The sequence below is a fragment of the Stenotrophomonas maltophilia complex sp. Om-AH-Sm3 genome (assembly GCF_059337855.1).
Window position 1 is genome coordinate 159,142 of the sequence record NZ_JBYBLQ010000002.1, and the last position, 24,008, is coordinate 183,149.

19 protein-coding genes and 1 pseudogene are annotated in these 24,008 nt (G+C 66.3%); 11 read left to right on the forward strand and 9 right to left on the reverse strand.

Features of this window, described 5'->3' with window-relative positions; genetic code table 11:
* Positions 1–12 precede the first annotated feature (12 nt).
* Together AC10QF_RS03425 and AC10QF_RS03430 are read right to left on the reverse strand one after the other, a co-directional pair.
* A complete protein-coding gene (locus tag AC10QF_RS03425) occupies positions 13–1,512 on the reverse strand; it encodes a peptide MFS transporter (RefSeq protein ID WP_005419890.1) in 1,500 nt (499 codons plus the stop codon).
* Positions 1,513–1,693: 181 nt separating this feature from the next.
* Positions 1,694–2,569, reverse strand: coding sequence for a tryptophan 2,3-dioxygenase (locus tag AC10QF_RS03430; protein WP_005419892.1), 876 nt, complete (start codon positions 2,567–2,569; stop codon positions 1,694–1,696).
* A 335-nt stretch (positions 2,570–2,904) separates the two neighbouring features.
* On the opposite strand from AC10QF_RS03430, the gene pdhA reads away from it, so the two are divergent.
* From pdhA to AC10QF_RS03450, 4 genes are read left to right on the forward strand one after another with little or no spacing between them, the layout of a single operon-like run.
* Positions 2,905–3,987: a pyruvate dehydrogenase (acetyl-transferring) E1 component subunit alpha gene (gene pdhA / locus AC10QF_RS03435; protein WP_065186527.1), complete on the forward strand. Its 1,083-nt coding sequence runs from the start codon at positions 2,905–2,907 to the stop codon at positions 3,985–3,987.
* The gene (locus AC10QF_RS03440) at positions 3,980–5,047 is read left to right on the forward strand and encodes an alpha-ketoacid dehydrogenase subunit beta (protein ID WP_005419896.1); all 1,068 of its coding nucleotides are present in this window, start codon (positions 3,980–3,982) and stop codon (positions 5,045–5,047) included. The genes pdhA and AC10QF_RS03440 overlap by 8 nt, the downstream gene beginning before the upstream one ends.
* A gap of 1 nt (position 5,048) precedes the next feature.
* Positions 5,049–5,402, forward strand: coding sequence for an SH3 domain-containing protein (locus tag AC10QF_RS03445; RefSeq protein ID WP_005411349.1), 354 nt, complete (start codon positions 5,049–5,051; stop codon positions 5,400–5,402).
* Positions 5,399–6,793 carry a dihydrolipoamide acetyltransferase family protein gene (locus AC10QF_RS03450; protein ID WP_188247859.1) on the forward strand — a complete coding sequence of 465 codons (1,395 nt, stop codon included), beginning with the start codon at positions 5,399–5,401 and terminating at the stop codon, positions 6,791–6,793. Before AC10QF_RS03445 ends, AC10QF_RS03450 begins: the two co-directional genes overlap by 4 nt.
* Before the next feature lie 237 nt (positions 6,794–7,030).
* Here the strand turns inward: AC10QF_RS03450 and AC10QF_RS03455 are convergent, their stop codons facing one another.
* On the reverse strand, positions 7,031–7,417 hold the full coding sequence (locus AC10QF_RS03455) for a VOC family protein (RefSeq protein ID WP_049415490.1): 387 nt from the start codon (positions 7,415–7,417) through the stop codon (positions 7,031–7,033).
* 339 nt (positions 7,418–7,756) lie between these two features.
* Between AC10QF_RS03455 and AC10QF_RS03460 the strand changes: the two genes are divergently transcribed.
* The gene (locus tag AC10QF_RS03460) at positions 7,757–9,229 is read left to right on the forward strand and encodes a S1 family peptidase (RefSeq protein ID WP_049415493.1); all 1,473 of its coding nucleotides are present in this window, start codon (positions 7,757–7,759) and stop codon (positions 9,227–9,229) included.
* Positions 9,230–9,284: 55 nt separating this feature from the next.
* Here the strand turns inward: AC10QF_RS03460 and AC10QF_RS03465 are convergent, their stop codons facing one another.
* Together AC10QF_RS03465 and AC10QF_RS03470 are read right to left on the reverse strand one after the other, a co-directional pair.
* Positions 9,285–9,992: a helix-turn-helix transcriptional regulator gene (locus AC10QF_RS03465; protein WP_070490182.1), complete on the reverse strand. Its 708-nt coding sequence runs from the start codon at positions 9,990–9,992 to the stop codon at positions 9,285–9,287.
* Positions 9,992–10,627, reverse strand: coding sequence for a Rossmann-fold NAD(P)-binding domain-containing protein (locus tag AC10QF_RS03470; protein ID WP_478408129.1), 636 nt, complete (start codon positions 10,625–10,627; stop codon positions 9,992–9,994). The genes AC10QF_RS03465 and AC10QF_RS03470 overlap by 1 nt, the downstream gene beginning before the upstream one ends.
* Positions 10,628–10,732: 105 nt before the next feature.
* Between AC10QF_RS03470 and AC10QF_RS03475 the strand changes: the two genes are divergently transcribed.
* Positions 10,733–12,271, forward strand: a complete 1,539-nt coding sequence (locus tag AC10QF_RS03475; protein WP_494541740.1) for a GGDEF domain-containing protein — start codon at positions 10,733–10,735, stop codon at positions 12,269–12,271.
* Positions 12,272–12,335: 64 nt separating this feature from the next.
* Here AC10QF_RS03475 and AC10QF_RS03480 read toward each other — a convergent pair whose 3' ends face one another.
* Positions 12,336–13,262 (reverse strand): DUF808 domain-containing protein, encoded by a 927-nt coding sequence (locus tag AC10QF_RS03480; RefSeq protein WP_069138723.1) that lies wholly within the window; start codon positions 13,260–13,262, stop codon positions 12,336–12,338.
* Positions 13,263–13,469: 207 nt separating this feature from the next.
* On the opposite strand from AC10QF_RS03480, the pseudogene AC10QF_RS03485 reads away from it, so the two are divergent.
* Positions 13,470–15,116 (forward strand): annotated as a pseudogene (locus tag AC10QF_RS03485) (ABC1 kinase family protein); the annotation flags it as partial.
* A 244-nt stretch (positions 15,117–15,360) separates the two neighbouring features.
* The gene (locus tag AC10QF_RS03490) at positions 15,361–17,466 is read left to right on the forward strand and encodes a phosphoglycerol transferase I (protein WP_494541741.1); all 2,106 of its coding nucleotides are present in this window, start codon (positions 15,361–15,363) and stop codon (positions 17,464–17,466) included.
* Between the two features lie 588 nt (positions 17,467–18,054).
* Here AC10QF_RS03490 and AC10QF_RS03495 read toward each other — a convergent pair.
* Complete coding sequence (locus AC10QF_RS03495; RefSeq protein WP_053497450.1) at positions 18,055–20,475, reverse strand: DUF3772 domain-containing protein; 2,421 nt, start codon at positions 20,473–20,475, stop codon at positions 18,055–18,057.
* Positions 20,476–20,564: 89 nt separating this feature from the next.
* A complete protein-coding gene (locus AC10QF_RS03500) occupies positions 20,565–20,813 on the reverse strand; it encodes a hypothetical protein (protein WP_005419952.1) in 249 nt (82 codons plus the stop codon).
* A 182-nt stretch (positions 20,814–20,995) separates the two neighbouring features.
* Between AC10QF_RS03500 and AC10QF_RS03505 the strand changes: the two genes are divergently transcribed.
* The 3 genes from AC10QF_RS03505 (at position 20,996) to AC10QF_RS03515 (ending at position 23,316) form a co-directional block, all read left to right on the forward strand.
* The gene (locus AC10QF_RS03505; protein ID WP_005419954.1) at positions 20,996–21,490 is read left to right on the forward strand and encodes a lipocalin family protein; all 495 of its coding nucleotides are present in this window, start codon (positions 20,996–20,998) and stop codon (positions 21,488–21,490) included.
* Positions 21,491–21,502: 12 nt separating this feature from the next.
* On the forward strand, positions 21,503–22,711 hold the full coding sequence (locus AC10QF_RS03510) for an NAD(P)/FAD-dependent oxidoreductase (RefSeq protein ID WP_494541742.1): 1,209 nt from the start codon (positions 21,503–21,505) through the stop codon (positions 22,709–22,711).
* A 125-nt stretch (positions 22,712–22,836) separates the two neighbouring features.
* The gene (locus AC10QF_RS03515; RefSeq protein WP_111175842.1) at positions 22,837–23,316 is read left to right on the forward strand and encodes a hypothetical protein; all 480 of its coding nucleotides are present in this window, start codon (positions 22,837–22,839) and stop codon (positions 23,314–23,316) included.
* A 205-nt stretch (positions 23,317–23,521) separates the two neighbouring features.
* On the opposite strand, the gene AC10QF_RS03520 is transcribed toward AC10QF_RS03515, so the two are convergent.
* Positions 23,522–23,956, reverse strand: a complete 435-nt coding sequence (locus tag AC10QF_RS03520) for a PepSY domain-containing protein (protein WP_069138728.1) — start codon at positions 23,954–23,956, stop codon at positions 23,522–23,524.
* Positions 23,957–24,008 lie beyond the last annotated feature (52 nt).

Here is a 24,008-nt window from a genome sequence, read left to right on the forward strand (position 1 = left end):
ACCCTCGCTTCATTACTTGACGCCGTGCATCAGCTTGTTGATCAGCGGGGCGATCAGGAACAGCACCACGCCGGAGCCGATCAGGGCCCAGAACCCGAAGGTATACCCCTTCAGGGCCGACTCGACCGTCATGCCGCCTTCACCACTGACCACACCAGCGAAGATGCCCGACAGGTTGTTGCCGATGCCGGTGGACAGGAACCAGCCGCCCATGCCGAAGCCGACCAAGCGCACCGGGGCCAGCTTGGTCACCATCGACAGGCCGATAGGCGACAGGCACAGCTCACCCACCGACTGGATGACGTAGACCATGAACAGGGTCCAGAACGGGATCTTGCCGTCCACCACCATCTGCGACAGGGCGAACATCAGCAGCGCGAAGGCGGCGCCGTTGAACAGCAGGCCCAGGCCGAACTTGCGCGGGATGGACGGATTGGCGCGGCCCATCGCCACCCAGATCCAGGCGATGACCGGGGCCAGGGTGATGATCGCCACCGAGTTGACCGACTGGAACCACGCGGTCGGGAAGGTCCAGCTGCCGAACTGGCGGTTGACGATGTTCTCGGCCAGGAAGGTGAACGAGCTGCCGGCCTGCTCGAAGAACATCCAGAACATCACGTTGAAGGCGAAGATGATCAGCATGGCGATCACGCGGTCGCGCTGCACCTTGCCTTCCCGGATGCCCTCGACCAGCAGCAGTACGGCCAGCGCGGTGAACATCGCGCCCAGGATCCAGGCCAGCGCGGTGGCGCCGGTGGCCAGCAGGAAGTACGCGACCGGGATGGCGACCACGGCACCGGCCAGCACCATGATGATGCGGCCGAAACCTTCCGCGCCGGCCGGCGGTGCGCCGATGCCCTTCAGGCCGGCACGACCGATGTAGAACCACACCAGCGAGATCAGCATGCCCACGCCCGAGGCGATGAACACGACCTTGTAGGACGGCATCGCATCGGTACCGAACACCTTGCGGGCCAGGTACTCGGTCAGCACCGGGGCGATCATCGCGCCGATGTTGATGCCCATGTAGAAGATGGTGAAGCCCGAATCGCGGCGCTCGTCCTTCAGGCCGTACAGCTTGCCGACCATGGTCGAGATGTTGGGCTTGAACAGACCGTTGCCGACGATGATCGTGGCCAGGCCGAGCTTGAAGATGTGCTCCTGCGGAAGCGAGATCATGAACAGGCCGGCGGCCATGATGATCGCGCCGGTCAGGATCGAGCGCTGGTAGCCCAGTACCCGGTCGGCCACGTAGCCGCCGAAGATGGCCGCGGCGTACACCAGGGCCAGGTAGGCGCCATAGATGCGGCTGGCGTCGCCTTCACCGGCAGCGCTGCCGTTGTAGAACTGGGCAACGATGTAGAGCACCAACGCCCAGCGGATGCCGTAGAACGCAAAGCGTTCCCAGAACTCGGTCATGAACAGCATCCACAACGGGCGCGGGTGGCCCAGCGTGGTCTTGAAGTCCGGCAGTGCCGGCTCTGGGGTGTTCGCAGTGGCGTTTACGCTCATGCGGATTTCCTGGTTCGGTGGATGACGAGCACGTCCGCTGTGCAGTTGGAGCAACGCGCGAGGATCACCGACTTCTGGCGTTCACGTCAAATACACGCCGTTTGAGGCAGGTGGCAGCCTGCTCCCTGAACTTGCATCTGAAACGATCCAGCCGCGGGCCGGGAACCAAGCTGAATGGGGATCAGCCCAGCGCTGCCGGGGGCGCGGCCTGCAGGCTGGTGCGCACCTGGAACAGCTCGGGGAAGAAGGTCAGTTCCAGCGCCTTGGCCAGGAAGCCCACGCCGGACGAACCGCCGGTGCCACGCTTGAAGCCGATCACCCGCATCACGGTGCGCATGTGTCGGAATCGCCACAGCTGGAAGGCCGTCTCCAGGTCCACCAGGTCCTCGCACAGCGCGTACTCGCGCCAGTAGCGGTCGGTGTCCTGGTAGATGCGCTCGAAGACCGGCTGCAATGCGTCGTCGGCCACGTGCGGCTGGGTCCAGTCGTGGGCCTCGTAGACCGCCGGCACGGCATGGCCGAAGCGGGCCAGGTACTTCAGGAATTCCTCGTACAGGCTGGGCGCCTCCAGCACGGTGCGCAGCTGCGCCTGCCCGGCCGGGTCGTGCTCGAACACCTGCAGCATCTGCGCGTTCTTGTTGCCCAGCAGGAACTCGATGTAGCGGTACTGCAGCGACTGGAAGCCCGACGACGGGCCCAGCACGTCGCGGAAGCCCATGTACTCGGACGGGGTCAGCGTTTCCAGCACCGACCATTGCTCGGTCAGCTGGCGCAGCACCTGCTTGCTGCGCGCCAGCACCTTGCGGCACTGCCAGACTTCATCGCGCTGCAGGAAGCCGATTGCGGCACGCAGCTCATGGCCCAGCAGCTTCAGCCACAGCTCCGAGGTCTGGTGCTGGATGATGAAGAGCATCTCGTCATGGTGCGGCGGGCTGGACAGCGGCTGCTGCGCGCTGAGCAGCTGGTCCAGCCGCAGGTAGCCGCCGTAGGTCAGGCGTCCCTGCAGGTCGGTGTGGATGCCGGCTTCGAGATCGCGTTGGTTGTTGTCGACGGACATGGGCGGGACCAGATCGGGGGCGGCAAGGGTAGCGCGTTGCCGCCGCGCTGGCAGCCGCCCGGTCCATACCGGGGCGTGCGGCTGGCCGTGGAGCATCGGCCGACCACCGGCCTGCGCGTGGAACCGTCCGCGCCGTTGTACCGGCGGTCAGCCAGAGGCGTATTCTGATGCTTTGCAGCAACGACTGAATACGTTGTTGTTATTGGCCCCCCACCCGCCGGCAGGGGTAAAACGGGGAATCTCCGTGTTGCGGCGCAGGAAGGCTATTCCGTACGCGTTCCTTAACATGGCGATTCATATCATTTGTAACTTCTCTGTCGAAGGTGCAGTACGCAATGACGGTTGCCGCTGAATTCAAGATCGAATACCTGCAGTACCTGGACACGGACGGCACGCTCGTCCGTGACGACCTGCCCGTGTCGCTGCGCGACCCCAAGGTCCTGGTACCGCTGTTCAAGCAGATGCTGTTCGTACGCACGTTCGACAGCAAATCCATCGCGCTGCAGCGCACCGGCAAGCTCGGCACCTATGCCGCCTGCCTGGGCCATGAAGCCGCGCACGTGGGTATCGGCGCGGCGATGCAGAAGGACGACGTGTTCGCGCCTTCGTACCGCGAGTATGGCGCGATGTTCATGCGTGGCGTGCGCCCGCACGACGTGCTGATGTACTGGGGCGGCGACGAACGCGGCAACGATTACGGCGGCAACGCGGCCAGGGACTTCCCGTTCTGCGTGCCGATTTCCACCCAGTGCCTGCATGCGGCAGGTGCCGCGCTGAAGTTCAAGCTCAACAAGGAACCGCAGATCGCCGTGGCCGTGTGCGGCGACGGTGGCAGCTCCAAGACCGACTTCTACGCGGCACTGAACTCGGCCGGCGCCTACAAGCTGCCGCTGATCCTGTGCATCGTCAACAACGGCTGGGCCATCTCGGTGCCGCGTTCGGCCCAGACCGGTGCCGAAACGCTGGCGCAGAAGGGCCTGGCGGGCGGCCTGCACTGCCTGCAGGTGGACGGCAACGACCTGATCGCGGTGCTGGCGGCAATGGAACAGGCGCGCGAACGTGCGCTGGCCGGCGACGGTGGCACCGTGCTGGAACTGATGACCTACCGCCTGTCCGACCACACCACCGCTGATGACGCGCGCCGCTACCGCGACGATGCCGAAGTGAAGGATGCCTGGCAGCGCGAGCCGATGCTGCGCCTGCGCAAGTACCTGATCAACGCCGGGGTGTGGAGCGAGGAAGAAGAAGCCGCCTGGACCGCCGAGTGCGGCGCGCGCGTGGACGAGGAAGTGAACCTGTACCTCAACACGCCGGTGCAGCCGGTCGAGGCGATGTTCGACTTCCTGTATGCCGATCCGCCGCCGGACCTGCTGGCCCAGCGTGCCCAGGCGATCGCCCTGGAGAAGCGCCATGGATGAGATCAAGAACGGCGCGCCCGGCGCGCACACCAACGCCGCCGACAGCGCTGCGGTCGCGCGCGGAGATGACAGCATGACCACCACCCCGATCACCCTCATCGAAGCCATCACCCAGGCGCTGGCCTGGGAGCTGGAACACGATCCGTCGGTGCTGGTGCTGGGCGAGGACGTGGGCGTCAACGGCGGCGTGTTCCGCGCCACTGCCGGCCTGCAGCAGCGCTTCGGCTCGGACCGCATCCTCGACACCCCGCTGGACGAAACCACCATCGCCGGCCTGACCATCGGCCTGGCCGCACAGGGCATGAAGCCGGTGGCCGAAGCCCAGTTCGACGGCTTCATGTACCCGATGGTCGACCATATCGTCTGCCACGCCGCACGCCTGCGTTACCGCACGCGTGGCCGCCTGCACTGCCCGATGGTGCTGCGCGTGCCGTGGGGCGGTGGCATCCGCGCGCCGGAACACCACAGCGAAGCCAACGAGGCGATCTTCACCAACGTGCCGGGCCTGCGCGTGGTGCTGCCGTCGTCGCCGCAGCGTGCCTACGGCCTGCTGCTGGCTGCGATCCGCGAGCCGGATCCGGTGATCTACATGGAGCCCAAGCGCATCTATCGCCAGTACAAGGAAGTGGTCGTCAACGACGGCGAAGCGTTGCCGCTGGACGTCTGCTTCGTGCTGCGCGACGGCACCGACGTGACCCTGGTGACCTGGGGCGCGCAGGTGAAGGAAGCCCTGGAGGCGGCCGACAAGCTGGCCGGCGAAGGCATCAGTGCCGAAGTCATCGACGTGGCCACGTTGCGCCCGCTGGACTTCGCCACCATCGCCGAATCGGTGGCCAAGACCGGCCGCTGCGTGATCGTGCAGGAGGCCCCGAAGACCGCGGGCTTCGGCGCCGAGATCGCCGCGCGCCTGGCCGAGGAATCGATCTACGACCTGCTGGCCCCGGTCGAGCGCGTCACTGGCTACGACACCCACATTCCGCTGTTCCGCCTGGAAATGAAGTACCTGCCGAGCGTTGAGCGGATCGTGGCGGCGGCCAAGCGCGCGGTGGCGGCCGGCTGACATGCGGGCCCGCCTTCTGGGGGCTTACCGCAGCCAGTATCCCAACCCGCTCCGGTTCCACACCGGCCAGATCGTCGAAGTAGGTGTACGTGACGAGGAATGGCCGGCGTTTGCCTGGGTACGCACCAACGATGGGCGCGCTGGATGGGCGCCCATCGCCTGGTTGCAGCTGCTGGACGAGGGTCGCGCCGAAGCCCTGTGCGACTACGACGCCCGCGAGCTGGATGTGGAAAGCGGCGAGATGGTGAAGCTTCATCACGAACACGGCGGGTGGTGGTGGTCCGAGCGCGCCAATGGCGCGACGGGTTGGCTGCCGGCCCGCGAACTGGAACTGCTGGAAGAGAACTGCAAATGAGCCAGACCAAGAACTTCAACCTGCCCGACCTGGGCGAAGGCCTGCCGGACGCGACCATCGTCGAGTGGTTCGTCAAGGAAGGCGATGTGATCAAGCTGGACGAGCCGCTGGTGTCGATGGAGACCGCCAAGGCCGTGGTGGAAGTGCCCTCGCCGTTCTCCGGCAAGGTGCTGAAGCTGTCCGGCGCTGCCGGCGACATCATCCCGACCGGTTCGGTGCTGGCCAGCTTCGAACTGGACCCGAACCTGCCGCAGCGCGCCGATGGCCAAGACACCGGCCACAGCCATGGTCACGCCGCACCGGCGGCGCCGGCTGCCGCACCGACCCCGCCGCCGCTGCCGGCTGCGGCCGCTCCGGTTGCCGCCGAGGACGCCAAGCCCGCCGCAGCCGAGCGCGATGACGCCGGTACCGTGGTCGGCGCGATGCAGAGCTCCAATGCCGTGCACGCCGAGCAGGCGCTGGCCGTCGGTGGCGTCAAGGCCGTGCCGGCCGTGCGTGCGATGGCGCGCAAGCTGGGCGTGGACCTGAGCCGCGTGGCCGCTACCGGCACCGATGGCGCGGTGACCATGGCCGACGTCAAGCAGGCCGCCGCCAACGGCACCGCCAAACTCGGCGCCGCCCCGGCACCGGTTGCCGCCGCGTATGCCGCGCCGGCCCCGGGGCAGGTACCTGCCCCGGTGCAGAGCGAAGCCCGCACTCCGCTGTCCGCCGCCGGCAAGCCGATGCGCACCCAGCCGCCGGGCGTGGTCGCCAAGGGCCAGCCGGAACCGCTGAAGGGCGTGCGCCGCAACATGGCCCGCGTCATGGCCGACGCGCACAGCAAGGTCGTGCCGACCACGCTGAACGACGACGCCGACATCCACGCCTGGCTGCCGGGCAACGACGTCACCGCCCGCCTGGTTCGCGCCATCGTCGTTGCCGCACAGAAGGTGCCGGCCATGAACGCCTGGTTCGACGGCGAAGCACTGACCCGCACCCTGCACGCGCAGGTGGACATCGGCATCGCCGTGGACACCGACGACGGCCTGTTCGTGCCGGCCCTGCGCAATGCCGACATGCTCGATGCACGCGGCATCCGCGAAGGCGTCAATCGCCTGCGCGAGCAGGTGGAATCGCGTTCGATCGCCGCCTCGGAACTGAGTGGCTACACCATCTCGCTGTCCAACTTCGGCATGTTCGCCGGCCGCTACGCGACCCCGGTCGTGGTGCCGCCGTGCGTGGCCATCGTCGGTGCCGGCCGTGCCCGCCACCAGATGACCCCGGTGATGGGCGGCGTGGAAGCGCACAAGGTGATCCCGCTGTCGGTCACCTTCGACCACCGCGCAGCCACCGGCGGTGAAGCCGCCCGCTTCCTGCGCGCGATGATGGACGACCTGGCGCTGGCCAGCTGATCGGCCACCTTATCGGTGGGTGCCAACCTTGGGTTGGCGCATGAAACTGACTGGTGAGTGCCAACCTTGGTTGGCACATGAATTGGAGAAACGCCGGGCACTGCCCGGCGTTTTTTTGTGCCCGCTCCACTGTAGAGCCGAGCCCATGCTCGGCTTGCTTCATGCTTTCATCCACGCATGGCGTGGATCTACTGAAAAGCGGCCGAGCATGGGCTCGGCTCTACAGAATTCGTGCGATCAATCGCGCGCGACCAAACCCTCGGCGCGACTGTAGACACGCAGGCGGTGACCATCAGGGTCGGCACCGACGAAGGTGTGGCCGAATTCCAGTGTCACCGGTTCCAGCAGAATCCGCACGCCGAGCCCGCGCCACGCATCGTGCATCTGCTGCACGGTCTCCGGGTTGGCGACCACCATCGCCAGTTCGGCGGCACCGGCCTGCGCGGACACCGGCGGCTGCACGTCGTCGCGTTGCCACAAGCACAATGCGGCGCCATCGCCGAGCAGGAACAGGGCGAAACCGGGCGACTGCTCGACCGGTGGCTTGCCGAGAATGCCGCTGTAGAACGTGGCGCTGGTGGCGACGTCGCGCACGTACTGCAGCAGGGTGCTGGGTATGAACATGGGGAACCTCCGTTGTTGGGAGCGTTCATGGTGGAACACGCCTGCTGACATATTCTGTCAGTAGATCAAGCGGATGAAATCGATCGGGTAGAGTCGATCGTCGTTCGAACATCTCGCGTATTTCGGGCACTTCCGCCATCGGATGGAAAAACAGGCGACCCGCTGTGATCTCGCGATATATCGCAAAGCCAAGTCATGATGGGAGCTGTCGTCGGCGATGAACCTTCGCTCGGACCAATCAAAGGGAGACGCAGTTACCAGTTGCAACAGACAGAAGTGATTTAGAGTCAAATGCAGATGGAACGCAACTTCACGTAATACACATGAAAAGGAAAGTTCATGACCACAATACGCAGTTATCTCCCGTTGTTGGCAGCCATCCTCACCGCCTCTCCCGCCCTTGCGGACGACGCCCCCAAGGATGTAGCAATACAGCACTACGCGGAAACCATGCACATAGGCACGTTCGAAGCCGCGCAACGAATGGATGCGGAACGGGCGGCAGGTAAACTCAGCGCACGGCTTCAGAGGGAGAAGCCGGAGACGTTCGCCGGCCTTTACATCGAGCACTCCCCTGAATTCAGGATCGTGGTGAGGTTCACCGGCGATGCCTCACGCCAACTTTCTGCTTACACCAAGGACCGCCTCTACGTCGCAGAAACCGCGCCACGTTCTCTCGAGCTTCTCCGCGCCACCCAAGAGGAGGTGTCCGATCAGCTCGTCAAGGCCGGCATTGAGTTTGCAGCCACGGTAAACACGAAGAGCTCTATCGTAGAGGTATATGTACGTGATCCCGATGCCGTACGCGCCAGACTTTCCAAACTTCTCTCTGTCGCCGACTTCATCCACATAAAAGAGACCACAGGTTTCATAGAGCCAACAAACACCGTAGCGGGCGGGCGGCGACTGGAAGGCTACCAGCAGCAGCTCTGCACAGCCGGCTTCAACGTGGTCGAAACTGCAACTCGCGAACTAGGCTTGGCCACTGCCGGTCACTGTGACAATGACAATTATCAGCGCAATCCAACCGCTCGCATTCTGTTCAAGAGTGAACGCAACAAAGGATCTTACGACGTTCAGTGGGGTGCACAGCAGCGTGGCGGCGTCATCTTCTCCCAGTCGAACGAAATCATTGTCGATGGGGAAAAACTGACGATAACCGATGAGGCATCACTTGCCGACATGACACCAGGCACAACGGTCTGCAAGTTCGGCGTAACGACCGGTCGCACATGCGGATCCATCAAAGACGCAGAGTTCGCAGCCAACTGGAATGGGGAAGCCGGCACCTACGTCCAAGTCGTCAGCCTTGATGGAACCGTGATGAACAAAGGCGGCGATAGTGGTGGCCCCGTCTATGCCGGCAACTCGGCCTACGGCCTTGTTCATGGCAGGGGAAACGACGGCTCTCCTTGGGCGAATGACCTTTTCTTCATGCCCATAGAGAGGATGTCCACCCTGGGCGTGGCTACCTTGACGAAGCCATTTCAGCTGGACAGCGTTCCGAACGTGTCTGGAACAGGCGCCAGTGTTACTGCCACGATGAACTTCAGTGGGTATCCGAGGTTTCCGGTATATATCAACCTCGAGATCTTGACTTGTCCTGCCGGATGGATCTGCAGCGGTGGCCGCGCCAAAGTCGACAGGAACATCCCATCCCCCATCACCTTCACTTGGGGTTGTACACCAAGTAAACCTGGTGAACCTCAAGTTTCGAGAGTCAGGACATTCTTGGAAGATGCGTCGGGCCTCGTAACCCAGGCCATAGAGTCGACGATTACCTGTACCACCCCGGCCTCCCCCGGCACATAGCCCACCAGCTGTGTAAGCCCACCGCGTTGACGCACAGCGCCATTCCTCGATGTGGTTACGAGCGGTCCAACCAGTCCGGCGCGATGCCCTGCGCCTTCTGCCAGCGCCGCAGCAGCGTGGCGCGCGGCACGAGGTAGCGATCCTCCAGCACGCGCACCTGGCGGATGCGGTCCAGGCGGAAATGGCGGAAGTCCTCGCGGCCTTCGCACCACGCCGCCAGCATCGGCACTTCATCGAAGTAGCCCAGCGCGAACGGCCAGACAATGCGCTCGGTACGTTGGCCCTGCGCATCCTGGTAGCCGAACTGCAGGCGTTGTTGCGCGCTCACCGCTTCGCGCACAGCCTGCAGGCGTGCAGCAGGTACCTTGGCCGCAGCGCGCGAAGGGCCAACGCGCAGGCCGCTATCACGCAAGGCTTCCCGGCGTGCTGCGGGCAGCACATGCGCGATACGCGCCAAAGCATCACGCGCGGCCTCAGCCAGCGCCGGCTCGGTGCGGGCCGCAACCCAGCGCAGGCCAAGCACCAGTGCATCGATCTCGGCGGGCGGCAGGGTCATCGGCGGCAGGGTATCGCTCGGCGCCAGCTGGTAGCCGACGCCGGCCTCACCACGCAGGTCGGCGCCTTGCTCGCGCAGGGTCTCGATATCGCGGTATAGCGTGCGCAGGCTGATGCCCAGCGCTTCGGCCAGCGCCTGCCCGGCCACCGGCCGTCGATGACGGCGCAGCAGCTGCAGCAGCTGGGTCAGGCGCAGCGCTCGCGACATCAGCCGACCAGCGTGCTCGACGCCACCACGTGCTCGCCCGGCTGCGGGGCCAGCGCAGCCTCGACCAGCGCCCTGGCAATTTCGCTGGCCGGGTTGCTCCGCCATGCCCGTGGCAACACCGGCCCCAGTGCACCCAGCACCGTCAGTGCCAGGCGTTCGCCGCGGCGAACCTCGTTGCGCTCGCCACCGATCAGTCCTGGGCGGACCAGGGTCAACGAATTGAAGCCCAGCGCACGCAGATCACGCTCCAGCTCGCCCTTCACCCGGCTGTAGAAGATCGACGACTGTGGGTTGGCGCCGGCTGCGGAATTCAGCACATAGGTCTGCGCCCCCTGTGCTTTTGCCAGGCGTGCGAACGCCAGCGGGTAGTCATGATCGATGCGATGGAAGGCCTCGCGGCTGCCGGCCTGGGCCATGGTGCTGCCCAGCGCGCAGATGATCGCGTCGACGCGCGCCCATTCGGGCGAAGTAGGCAACGCGTCGAATGCCAGTACCGGGTTCTCCAGCTTCCCGTGAGTCAACGCCAGCGGGCGGCGGGTCGGGGCAACCACGGCGCTGCAGCGCGGGTCGTCCAGCAGCCTGCGCAGGGTCAGCCCGCCGACCAGGCCGGTCGCCCCCAGCAACATCACGCGCATCAGCACCTCCACTGCGGCATCCTGTCGCCCATCCTAGCCGTTCAAGCCCTCGGCGGCCGCGCCGATATGCTGGAACCAGTCCCTGCCAGCCCCAGGATTCGCTCCATGACGGACCAGCCCGACCACCGCCCTGCCCCCGGTACCGCCCTTGGGCCGCCGGCACGCGTGCGCGCGGTGGTGGACGATGGGCGGGGTGACCGCGTAGTGCTGCAGGGCGGCGGTGGCGTGGCGCTGCAGCAGCTGTTCGCAGGCGCCGATGCGCCGGAACCGCTGCTGGCGGCGTTCGCCAACGGCATGGCCACCCTGCCCGGCGAACTGGGCGACATGGGCGACCGCCTGCAGTCCGCACAGGCCAGCGCCGATTGGCCGCGCTATGGGCGCGCGATGCGGCAGCTGATCGACAAGTACATCCGCACCATCGAGCAGCATTCGCCGGACGGGCAGCCGGAAAGCCTGCGCCTGTCCGAGCAGCTGCGGCTGCTGCTGGGCGGTGCGGTGGTGGCCCTGCTGCAGCACGACCCGGACCTGCGCGAGCAAGCGCAGGCGCTGGCCCTGCGCCTGCGCCAATGGCAGCCGGGCACGGCCCTGGAACCCATCGAACAGGGCGTGCGCGAACTTGGCCACCAGGTCGGTGTGCGTGCCGAGAGCTGGCAGGAGCAGCAGGCGCTGCTGCTGGAGCTGTTCGCGTTGCTGCTGGAGAACGTGAGCGAGCTGCTGGATGACCGCAGCTGGCTGCAGGGCCAGATCGCGGCAGTGCGCCAGTTGCTGGACGGTCCGTTGGAAGCCGAAGCGGTCGAGCGCACCCGCGCCGAGTTGCGCGAAGTGATCTACAAGCAGGGCCTGCTGCGCCAGGGCATTGATGATTCGAAGGCCGCGATGCGCGGACTGATGGGCGAGTTCATCGAACGCATGGATGGCATGGCCACCAGCACCGGTGAATACCACGACCGCATCGGCAGCTACGCCCTGCAGCTGCGCGAGGCACGCAGCATCGCCGACCTCAACCAGCTGCTGCAGGAGGTGATGCGCGATACCGGCAAGGTGCAGCAGCAGGCCGCGCAGGCCCGCGATCACCTGGCCAGCGCGCGGCAGGAAGTGGAACGCGCAGAGCAGCGCATTGCCGAGCTGGAGCAGGAACTGCGTGCTGCCGGTGACCTGGCGCGTATCGATCCGCTGACCCAGGCACTGAATCGCCGCGGCCTGGACGAACTGCTGGAGCGCGAGCTGGCCCGCGCCGCACGCAACAACTCACCCCTGGGCGTGGCCGTGATCGACCTGGATGATTTCCACCTGACCAACGAGGCGCACGGTCACGCGGGTGGCGATGCTTTGCTGCAGCACCTGGTGGCCGTGTGCAAGCTGCTGCTGCGCGCCACCGACGGCATCGCACGGCTGGGCGGCGACGAGTTCGTGCTGGTGCTGCCGGAAACCCAGGGCGCCGACAGCATGGCCACCGTGCAGCGCCTGCAGCGCTCGCTGGCCCATCGCGTGCTGACCGTGCAGGAGCAGCGCGTGCCGGTGCATTTCAGCGCCGGGCTGGCGCAGTGGCAGCCCGGTGACGATACCGAAACCCTGCTGCGGCGCGCCGATAACGCGCTGTATGCGGCCAAGCGGCAGGGCAAGAACCGGGTGCAGGCGGGGTGATCGTGGAATGGGGTCAGATCCCTTTTCCAACGGGAAAGGGATCTGACCCCGAGGGTCTACGGGCTTATTTACCGCGCAGCTTCTGCAACCCGGTCACCGCCGCCAGCACGATGGCGCCGGCGATGATGCCGACCACCATGTTGGCCGCAGCACTGATCAGCCAGCCCCACTGCCCTTCGCCGCCCAGCGCCTGCACCGCGTGGTGCAGCGCCGGCACGTTGTGCACCAGGATGCCGCCGCCGACCAGGAACATGGCGATGGTGCCGGCCACCGACAGGAACTTCATCAGCCACGGCGCCGACGCCACCAGGCCTCGACCGAAGGCGGCAATGGCACCGCCCTTGCGCGACAGGTACAGCCCAACGTCGTCGAGCTTGACGATGCCCGCCACCAGTCCGTAGACGAACACGGTCATCGCCAGTGCGACCACGCTCAGGGTGAGGATCTGGTTGGTGAACGACGCAGTGGCGACCACGCCCAGGGTGAGCACGATGATCTCGGCCGAAAGGATGAAGTCGGTGCGGATCGCGCCCTTCACCTTGTCCTTCTCCCACGCCACCATGTCCACCTGCGCGTCAGCCAGCGCCTTGCGGCGTTCGGCCTGGCGCTCGGCATCGTCGTCGGAGGAATGCAGGAAGCGGTGCGCCAGCTTCTCCACGCCTTCGAAGCACAGGAAGGCACCGCCGATCATCATCAGCGGCACGATCAGCGGCACGTTCCAGCCGCGGCTGTGCAGCCAGGCTTCCAGCGCACTGATCGCCAGCGCCGCCGGCACCAGGATGACCTTGTTGACCAGCGAGCCCTTGGCCACCGCCCAGACCACCGGCAGTTCGCGGTTGGCGTTGACTCCGGTCACCTGCTGCGCGTTCAGCGCCAGATCGTCGCCCAGCACACCGGCGGTCTTCTTCGCCGCGACCTTGGTCAGGACCGAGACATCGTCGAGGAGGGAGGCGATATCGTCGAGCAGGGCAAACAGGCTGGCACCGGCCATGGGGCGTCCAAGAATGGGAATGAGCGGATTCTGACCGATCCGCCGGCCTCTGCGATAGCTGCGGGGTTCACCGCATGCCCACCTTCCCCCGGCGACACTGCCGAATCCGGACATTGCCGGCCAGCGGCCGGCACTACCGTCCTTGCCACATGGGAGTTCCGCTTGAGCAATCCGCCCACCGCCAATGGCAATCCTCCGCTGGTCAAAGGCATGAACCGGCGCAGCCAGATCCTGCGCCTGCTGCTGCGCTACCGCCATTCGGGCGTGTTCTCCGGCATGAACCTGGACGCCGCCAGCAACCAGGCCGACGTGCCCGCCGATGGCAACCCGGAACAGTTCGTCAGTGACCTGGAGGCCCTGGGGCCGACCTTCGTCAAGCTGGGCCAGATGCTGTCCACCCGCCCGGACATGGTGCCGGTGGAGTTCGCCACCGCCCTGGAACGCATGCAGGAAAAGGTGGCGCCGATCCCGGTCGAGCGCATCCACGCCATCATCGAGCAGGAGCTGGGGGTGGGGGTGAACAAGCTGTTTGCCTCGTTCGATCCCGAGCCGTTGGGTTGTGCGTCGATCGCGCAGGTACATCGCGCGGTGCTGCACGATGGCCGCCAGGTGGCAGTGAAAGTGCAGAAGCCTGAAGTGGCCGCGCAGCTGCGCTCGGACCTGGAAGCGCTGCGCAGCTTTGCGCTGGCCGCCGATCATCTGACCCAGGTGGGCCGCCGCGTGCGCCTGCGCGACTGGCTCAACGAGTTCGCCAAGACCCTGATGCAGGAGCTGGACTACCACACCGAGGCCGAGAACCTGGCCCGCTTCGGACGGCATCTGCGGCCCTTCCGCCGCCTGTGGGTACCGCAGCCGATCTGGGACTACAGCAGCCAGCGCGTGCTGACCATGGAGCTCGCCACCGGCGTGCGCGTGGATGCGATCTCTGGCGTGCGCCGCACCGAGCAGGACATGGATCCGCTGGCAGCGGCGCTGATCCGCGGCTACCTGGACCAGATCTTCGTGCATGGCGAGATCCATGCCGACCCGCACCCGGGCAACCTGCGGGTGATGCCCGATGGCCGGCTGGCGATCTTCGACCTGGGCATGGTCGCGCACATGCCGCCGCGCCTGCGCGAGCGGCTGCTGAAGATCCTGTTCGCCGCCGTCGATGGCCGCGGCGAAGAAGTGGCCGACGATCTGATCAGCATCAGCACGCGGCTGGAGGCCTTCGACGAAGAGCGCTACCTGCGCGAGACCGGCCAGCTGATCGCGCGCTACGCCGCCAGTGGCAGCTTCTCGGAAGGCCGCGTGGTGCTGGACATGGTGCGCATCGCCACTGCCTGCGGGCTGCGCACGCCGCCGGAACTGAGCCTGCTGGGCAAGGCCCTGCTCAACCTGGAAACCGTGTGCCGGCTGCTGGCACCGGAGCTGGACACGCGCCGCATCGTCGAGCGCCAGCTGCAGCACGTGATGCGCGCGCGCCTGAAGAAATCCCTGTCGGCGGCCAACATCGCCAGCGAGGCGATGGAGCTGCAGCAGCTGCTGCGCGATGGGCCGCGCAAGCTGTCGGACATCATGGCGCTGCTGGCCGAGAACCGCCTGCAGATGAAGGTGACCGGGCTGGAAGAATCGCGGTTGATGGAGAACCTGCAGAAGATCGCCAACCGCGTGGCGGCCGGCATCATCAGCGCCGCGTTGATCATGGCTGCGGCAATGATGATGAAGATCGACACCGGCTGGCACCTGTTCGGCTATCCCCTTATCGCACTGATACTGCTGTTGATCGGCGTGGTGCTGGGGCTGGGCATCGTTACCAGTGCATTGCTGTTCGATCGTCGCGCGCGGGCGCGCGAGGAACGCGGGCACCGCTGATGCACTGGCGAAAAGCCGCGTATTCATGCGGTTTTTAATGCAATCCAACGAAGCCTTTCACGCTCGTTTTACCTTCGCGGCGTGATTGCGCGCGCGTCATTCCAACAAACATTTCAGTCAGGTTCGTGCATGCACTATCGGGTCATCGGCCTGTCATGTGGATGTGCTTGCAGCAGCGCCGGTCGGATGGACACGCGTCGGTACGACGTCCATCACCACCACCCCGTCACTGCCGAAGCTGCCTATGCTCTGGATACTGCTGCTGTCGTTGTTGCTGCTGTGCTGGCTGTTCCTCGCGTCCGACAAGTGGGTGTGGTGGAAGGCCGGTGCATTCTCGCTGCTACTGCTGATGCTCAGCGCGTGGTGGCTGATCGACAAGCTGTCCGGGGATGGGCTCAACGCCGCCACGCTTTATCACCTCGGCGCCGACATGGAAGGCGCTGGTGTCTCCGACTTCAAGGGCTACATCGCCGGCTTCATCGTGCTGGCTCTGGTCTCGCTGCTGCCGCTGTTTGCCACGCGGGTGAAGCGCTGGCGCCGGCCCGGCCACGGTGGTGCGCTGTTCGCCGGTTTCGCGACCGTGTGGGTGGCCACGATCCTGATCAGTCCGCTGGCCCGTGACGGCCAACGCCTCTACCAGCAGCTGCGTCCGGTCGATTTCGCCCGCATCGCTCCCGAGTACCAGGTGCCGACGCAGCCGTTGCAGCGCCCGCGCAACATCGTATGGATCTACGGCGAGAGCCTGGAACGTACCTATCTGGACGAGGCCGTGTTTCCCGGCCTGATGCCCAACCTCAACCGCCTGGCATCCGAGTCGCTGGACGTACGTGGCCTGGCCTCGGCCGAAGGCAGCGGTTGGACCATCGCCGGCCTGGTGTCGTCAATGTGTGGCGTGCCGCTGACCACCTCGCAGGGCGACGAGAACAGCATGGACCGCATGGGCAGTTTCCTGCCCAAGGCGGTGTGCCTGGGCGACTACCTGAAGCAGCAGGGCTACACCAACCATTACCTGGGCGGCGCCAACGGCCAGTTCGCCGGCAAGGGCCAGTTCCTGGCCAGCCATGGCTTTGACGAAGTGCATGACCTTGCATGGTTCAAGCAGCAGAAGAAGATCGGCCGCATCCACTACTCGGCCTGGGGCGTGCACGACGACGTGCTGCTGGACACCGCCTACCAGCGCTTCGAGCAGCTCTCACGCGCCGGTTCACCGTTCATGCTGACCACGCTGACCATGGACACCCACCACCCGGCGGGCCACCTGCCGGTGTCGTGCAAGGGCGAGCGCTACCGGAGCGGGTACGGCAACATCGGCCTGCTCAATGCACTCAAGTGCACCGACCGCCTGATCTCACAGCTGGTCGAGCGTATCCAGGCCAGCCCGTATGGGAAGGACACGCTGATCGTGATCGCCTCCGACCACCTGGCGATGCCCAACGACCTCAGCCACGTGCTGGCCAAGCAGAAGCGCGAGAACCTGCTGCTGTTCCTCGGCGACGGCATTGCCCCGCAGCAGCTCAGTGCCGACGCTGGCACCACCCTGGATTCCGGTGCGACCCTGCTCAGCCTGCTGGACCCGAACCTGAAGACGATGGGCTTTGGCCGCTCGCTGATCGACCCGCAGCGCGCGCCCAGTGCCAGCGTGGCCGCGCGGCGCGTTGATGGCCGCGACTACCCGCAGTACCTGGCCTTCGCCCGTTCGCTGTGGCTGGGCCAGCCGACCCGCGAACTGAAGATCGATGGCGATGATCAGGTGGTCGTTGGCCTGCAGCACGTGCAGCCGCCGGTGCTGCTGGAGTACGACAAGGAGTGGGGCTTGAAGTCGGTGTACCTGGAAAACACCTCGCGCCAGTTCGATGATGCCAACCCGGACAACACCCTGGCCTATGTTGATCGCTGCACCGCGTTCGAAGACGGCTCGGCCGACGGCGACTGGTGTGCGCTGCTCGTCAACCGCGACAACGGCATCAAGCTTTACCGCGACGACGACCTGCGCGGTGGCATCGCGGTCGATGCACCGCTGGATGCATTCCAGGGCCCGCGCCCGAGCGTGCGCCAGGCACACATGATCACCCAGAACGGGCGCCGTACGCGTGCCGGCCAGTACATGCTGCAACTGGTGGCGAGCACGCGCCCGGACCGCGGTTTCTGGATCGAAGCGGTGTCCTCGCAGCGCAAGGTGGTACTGGCCCAGCAGTGGGTGCAGCCCGATGCCAACGGCAAGATCAACGTGTCGTTCGGGCTGGATCACGAAGTGGACGATCTGGAGATCCGCGCGTGGTTGAACCACGCCGAGAAGCTGGCGGTGGATACGTTCGCACTGGTGCCCTCGCGCAGCCGACCGCGGGGGTAGGGCTATTTGCAGGGCTGCGCCCTGCACCCGCTCCAAACCGGAGCAACGGCAACAGCGTGCATTCCGTGGTTGGGCGGGGCGGTGTCGGAGTGCGGGGACGCCGTAAATCCGTCCCTGGAGGCTTGGCAGCCGCATCCATGCGGCTGACACCCCGCACTCCGACACCGCCCCACCTCTGACAGATTCCTGCGGCTGTCGGTAGGTGTCGACCTTGGTCGACACAATCTGTCAGATATCGAAAATCAAAATGGGGTCAGATCCGTTTTCCTCCGGAAAACGGATCTGACCCCAAAAGCAGTTCCAAAAGATCGCGGAAAACTGTCGAAGGCGGGGTGGGTCCGGTTGCGGGGGCGTGAGCCGCATGGATGCGGCGACCGAGCTTACATGGGTGAGGGCGCTTCGCTTGCGAAGCACTGCTTCGCAAGCGCCCGAACGCGCAGCCGCCAGCGGCTGGGCCGGGCCCCGGAGGGGTACTTGCAGCGTCCCCCGCAACCGGACCCACCCCGCCATCCCACAGGAAACAAGCTTTTGCCGTTGCCGTTGCTCCGGCTTGTAGCGGGTGCAGGGCGCAGCCCTGCAAAGAAACCCCTACTCCTGCGGATCGCGGATGATGTGGATGTCGGTCGGGGTCGACAGCGGAATGTTCCGCTCGGCCAGGATCTGCAACAGGCTGAAGTACAGGTCGCTGCGGGTGGCGTACACCTGCCGCGGGCTGGCCACGTAAGCGAAGCTGTTGATGGTGATCTGGCCACCGGCAATGCTGTCGATGTAGACCGTCGGTGCCGGCTGTTTCAGCACGTTGGTGTGCGCGGTGTACGCATCCAGCAGCGCCTGCCGCAGATTGCCGACATCCGTGCTGGGCGGCACCGCGAACTGGATCTGGATGCGGCCCTGGTTGTTGCCCATCGTCATGTTGCGCACGGTCTTGGTGACCAGCTCGGAGTTGGGCACGATCAACGTCGACTTGTCGCCCACCTGGATCTCGGTCGATCGCAGGCTGATGCGGCGGATGTCGCCCTCCTGGTCGCCCAGCTTCACCCAGTCGCCGATCTTCACCGGCCGCTCGGCCAGCAGGATCAGGCCGGAAACAAAGTTCTGGGTGATCACCTGCAGGCCGAAACCGATACCCACCGACAGCGCGCTGACCAGCAATGCCAGCTTGCTCAGCTGCAGGCCCATCGCCGACAGCGCCCAGATCACCGCGATGATGATGCCCACATAGCGGGCAACGGTACTCACCGAATTGCGCGCGCCCAGATCCAGCTCGGTCTTGGGCAGGTAGGTGTCGGTCAGCCAGCGCTGTACCAGCTGGGTAACGGCCAGGCCAGCCAGCAGCACCAGCACCGCCAGCACGATGCGCACCGGCTCCAGCTTGGTTCCGCCAATGTCGAATCCAGAGGTGAACAGCGAGGAGAAGCGCTCCACCACCGCGCCGATGTTGCCGAACGGTGCCACCAGCGCCAGCAGCGCGATCAGTACGACGATGGTGCGCAACGCCGCCGACAGCAGCACGCCCGCCTGTTCCAGCCGCGATACGCTCAGGCCGGTGCTGAGCAGGATGGTCTGGCCGACCTTGCTGTCGGCGTTGAGCATCCAGGTGCTCAGGTCATCGACGAACTTGAACAGCAGGGTTGCGGCCAGCACGACGATGCTGCCGCCGATCAGCTGCTGGTTCACGAACTTGGCGAAATTCAGGTAGCCCAGCAACGTGGCAACGATGGCCGCCACCACCGCGATATTGCCCGCTACCCGGGCCAGCACCAGCCAGCTGCTGCGGCGCACGGGCGTGGTTGCCCCCACGCCATCGGCCTGTGCTTCCAGCTTGGCCTCGGCCTCGGCGGTCTGCCGGCGATGCAGGCGCGCCAGGGTCACCAGCATGGCCATGATCAGGCCGAGGTAAGTCAGGGCAATCAGGCCGTCCAACGCCACCGTGGTGACGTCGCTGGTGCGCGTAGCCTGGTCGAGGGCCACCAGCACCGTGCTCAGCCAGGCCAGCGCCGCCGCGCCCCAGGCATATTTGCGCAGCTTCAGCGCGGCGGTGTCGTCCAGGTTCAACAGCCGCCATGACGGGCGCTTGGGCACCAGCAGGCAGGCGCTGAGCGCGGCAATGAACGCCGCACGGAAGGTGGCGGTCTCCAGGCCGTCGGCCACGACCTGCAAGCGCGGCGCGATGGCATCGATCGCATCCAGCGCCGCCATCAGTACCACCACGGCATAACCGGGCAGCAGCGTGCCCACCAGCAGCAGCCACATCGCCAGGCCAGACCGGCGCAGTCGTCCATCAGGTGCGCGCTCGGACGCGGCGAACTGCCGCCCCAGCCTGCGCAGCCACAACCGCAGCGGGAACATCATCACCAGCGCGGCCAGCAGGCCCAGCAGCGGCGTGCCCCAGCCATGGGTGCGGATGCCGGCGACCAGCGCGTCACGCCCCTGCTCGGCCAACGGCGCAACGCGCGCGATATCGATCGGCAGGCGTTCGGCCACCTTGCTCCACAACGCAGGCGACAGCGGCGAGGCGACCTTTTGGCCCAGTTCTTCCGTACGTTGTGCGGTGCGCTGCTGCTCGATGTCCGCCGCCAGCTGCTGTGCACGCACGGCACTGGCCTTGGCCTGCGCTACCGACGCGGCCAGGCCGTCGCGCTGCCTGGTTATGGCCCGTCGCTGCGCTGCCAGCTCCGGCGGCTCCGTGGTGCCCTCGGCAGGCGTCCCCAGCTGCGCCAGCTGCTCGTTGATGCGATCCAGCTGGGGCTGCAGTGCCTTTTCCAGTGCCTCGGCGTCACGCCGTGCCTGCGAGGCATTCTCGGACAGCATCGCCAGCGTCTCGGTGGCTTCCGCATCGCCACGTTTGCGCTCGACATCCTTCAACCGCGAATCGATGTCCGCCAGCTGTTGCTTGGGCGTGGGGTCCTCCTCCTGCGCCAGCACCGGCGCGGACAGCAGGAAGGCAGTGCACAGCAGCAGGGCCCACCAGGGCCCTCGTGCACGGATCGATCGCAGGAAAGAAGACACGCAGCCACACCGGTTCGCGCGGACCACCGCGCCTGCGCGCGACTATACGGCAGAGGCGGTAAAGGACGGATGGGGGACGCGCAGCAGTATCAGTACTTGAGGCGCAGCTCTTCCACGGTCGGCTGCTGCAGCGCGTACCAGTCCTGGAACTCTTCCTCGGTGATCTCATCGGGCGCATATACCGCCACCGGGTGCCACTCGTGGTCGGTCGGCAGTGGCTGGCGCGGGCCGGCTCGCAGGCTGTAGCTGACGCCCTCGTAGTCGACCAGGTCGTCGACCTGCGGCCACTGTTCGCGCGCGAACGCGGATTCACTCTTCAACAGGATCACCTGGTACATCGGCACCTCCACCTCGGTTGGATCAGGAAAACACGGCGCTGGCGGCAGGATACCGCCATGTCGGTGACAACAGGCACGTCGCAGCGGCGACGGATCGTTCTGGACACGGCCATCGCCCCGGCTTCACCCGCCCATGGCGAGCCCATCGGCATCGTGGAGGCCCGCCCCTGCCACGATGACCGATGACCGAGCACCCGCCGCTGAAGACCGTCGCCGACCTCAAGCTGCCGCGCTACCTGGGCACCTGGTACGAGATCGCGCGCCTACCGATGCGCCACGAGCCGGAAGGCTGCACCGATGTGTCGGCGCACTACACCCTGCTCGACAACGGCAATGTCGGCGTCACCAACCGCTGCCGCATGGACGGCGAGATCGAAGAGGCCACCGGCGAGGCCTGCGCCGTCGACAACGACAGCGCGCGCCTGGAGGTCAGTTTCCTGCCCAAGGGCCTGCGCTGGCTGCCGTTCGCCAAGGGCGACTACTGGGTGATCCAGGTCGCCCCGGATTACAGCGTCTCGCTGGTCGGCAGCCCGGACCGCAAGTACCTGTGGCTGCTGGCGCGCGAGCCACGCCTGGACGCGACCGTGCAGGACCATTATCTGGCCGCGGCCCGCCTGCAGGGCTTCGATCTGTCCGAACTGATCCAGACCCCGCATACCGGCCACCCCACCGCCTGAGCACGACCACGCATGGACCTGAAAAGTGGCTACCCCTGGTGGGCAGTGCGCAACGGACTGCTGCAGGCCTTTCCCCCGCTGGAGCAGGATCTGCGCTGCGACGTGCTGGTGGTCGGTGGCGGCATCACCGGTGCGCTGATCGCCGACGAACTGTCCGCCCACGGCCACGAGGTGGCGGTGATCGAGCAGCGCGACATCGGCTGGGGCAGCACGGCGGCCAGCACCGCGCTGTTGCAGTATGAGATCGATACCCATCTGCTGGAACTGGCCGAGCGCTATGGCAAGGATGCCGCCGCCCTGGCCTACCTTGCCTGTGCCGACGCGATCCCGGCACTGGCTGAAGTGGCACGCGGGCTGAAGGAGGTGGACTTCCGGCAGATGGACAGCCTGTACCTGGCCAGCCGGCGGCGCGACGTGCCGCGCCTGATGGCCGAAGGAGCTGCACGCCGTGATATTGGACTGGACGCGCGTTGGCTGGACCGCGAAGCCCTGCGCGAACGCTTCGACGTGGATGCCGGCGGCGCCCTGTTGACCCGCCAGGCGGCGCAGGTCGATCCCTACTGCCTCACCTACGGCCTGCTCAAACGCGTGCGCCGTCGCGGCGGCCATGTGCACGACCGCACCGTGCTGCACACGCTCAAGCCTGGCGCGCAGGGCGTAACCGCGATGACCGAGGCCGGCGCCACGGTCCGTGCCCGCCACGTGGTCCTGGCCACGGGCTACGCCAACCAGCGTTGGCTTGAACAGCGGGTCGCGCGCAACCGCAGCAGCTACGCCTTCATCACCGACCCGATCGATGCGGACACGCTGGGCCGGCTGCAGCGCACGATGGTGTGGGAGAGCGCACGCCCGTACCTGTACCTGCGCGCCACCGGCGACCGCCGCCTGCTGGTGGGTGGGCTGGACGACGCCATCGATATCCCGGCGCGGCGCGACCGGCGCGTGCAGCGCAAGGCCGAAAAGCTGATGGATCAGCTACTGCATTGGTTCCCGCGGCTGGACCCGGTGCCCGCCTTTTCCTGGGCCGGCACCTTCGCCGAAACCGCCGACGGCCTGCCCTTCTTCGGCCCGCACGCGCAGTGGGGGTCGCGGGTGCATTTCGCCATGGCCTACGGCGGCAACGGCATCACTTATTCAATGATCGGCGCCCAACTGCTGCGCGCCCGGATCGAGCGGCGCAGGCATGCGCTGGAAGGGCTGTTCGGGTTCGGGCGGCTGTGACCTGCAGCCGGCCGTGGCCAGCTCTACCCCAATCCGGCGCCGACAGGCATCATTCAAGCAACCCCTGCTAGCGTCGGCCTGTACCGCCGCGTGTTGCGTGGCCACCTGTCCGCTGGAGCGCCGTCATGATCCGCCCCCTGACCCTGCTGCTGTGCCTGGCCCTGCCGGGAACCGTGCTGGCCCAGTCCGCCGCCGGCGCCACCGCGCCGCAGGCTGCCGGCCTGGACCTGACGCTGCCGCAGGCGCCGCTGCGCTACCTCAACGACCCGGCCCTGCAGCAGGACCCGCCCGGCACCTATTACGGTGACAAGAGCGGCCCGCGCGTGCACGACGACGCCAGGATCGCCGACGTCACCGACGACAAGGTCAAGGTGTCCGGCAGCTTCACCACCGGCATCGGCTATTCCAAGAACGGTGGCAACAGCCACTACAACGCGGCCACGCTGAACCTGAGCAAGAACTACACCACCGATGAGGGCAAGACCCACGGGGTCAACCTCAACATCCACGTGAGCGAGGGCAAGGGCCCGGGCTTCTTCGGCCCGTATGGCGGCTACTACGGCCGCGGCCCGGGCTGGGATTACCCACCGCCGTACGGCTGGTAAGCTCCGCGCCGGGCCCGGGCCGACCCAGGTCGGCCGCTACCGCTGCGTACGCTTGGTAGGTGTCGACCTTGGTCGACACGCTTTCTCCCCGTGAGCCGGCCAGCGGCCGGCATCTACCGGTACCTATGCCCGGTAGGTGTCGACCTTGGTCGACACGCTGTCTCCCCGTGTGCCGGCCAGCCGCCGGCACCTACCGGCACGCGAATCAATCCAGCCAGCCATCGCGCTCGCTGTGCAGGATGCGGCCGTCATAGCCGCTCAGGCGCACCTCTACCTTCTGGTTGCGGGCATTGCGGGCTTCCAGCGACCAGGTCGCACCATCGCGTTCCAGCGAATGGATCTCGCGCAGGCCATGCGACTGCGCCCGTGCCAGCACCTGCTCGGTAGTCAGCAGCGCGCGGCCGCTGTGCTCGTCGAAGATCTCGCCGGTCTTCGGGTCCACGTAGACCTCGCTGAAGCGGCCATCGGCGCGGCTCACGTCAGCCTCCCACAGGCCATCATCGCGTTCGATCTCGTGGATCTGGGTGTAGCCGGCCTTGCGCAGGGTCTGTTCAACCTGGGCCATGCCCAGCGGTGCGGCCTGTGCGGCCGGCGCGACGGCAAGCAGGGCAACAGTGGCGAGGGTGAGCGACTTCAACATGGGGGTTCTCCTGTTCGTGGCCGGACCATCCCGGCAACGCCACGATGCATGG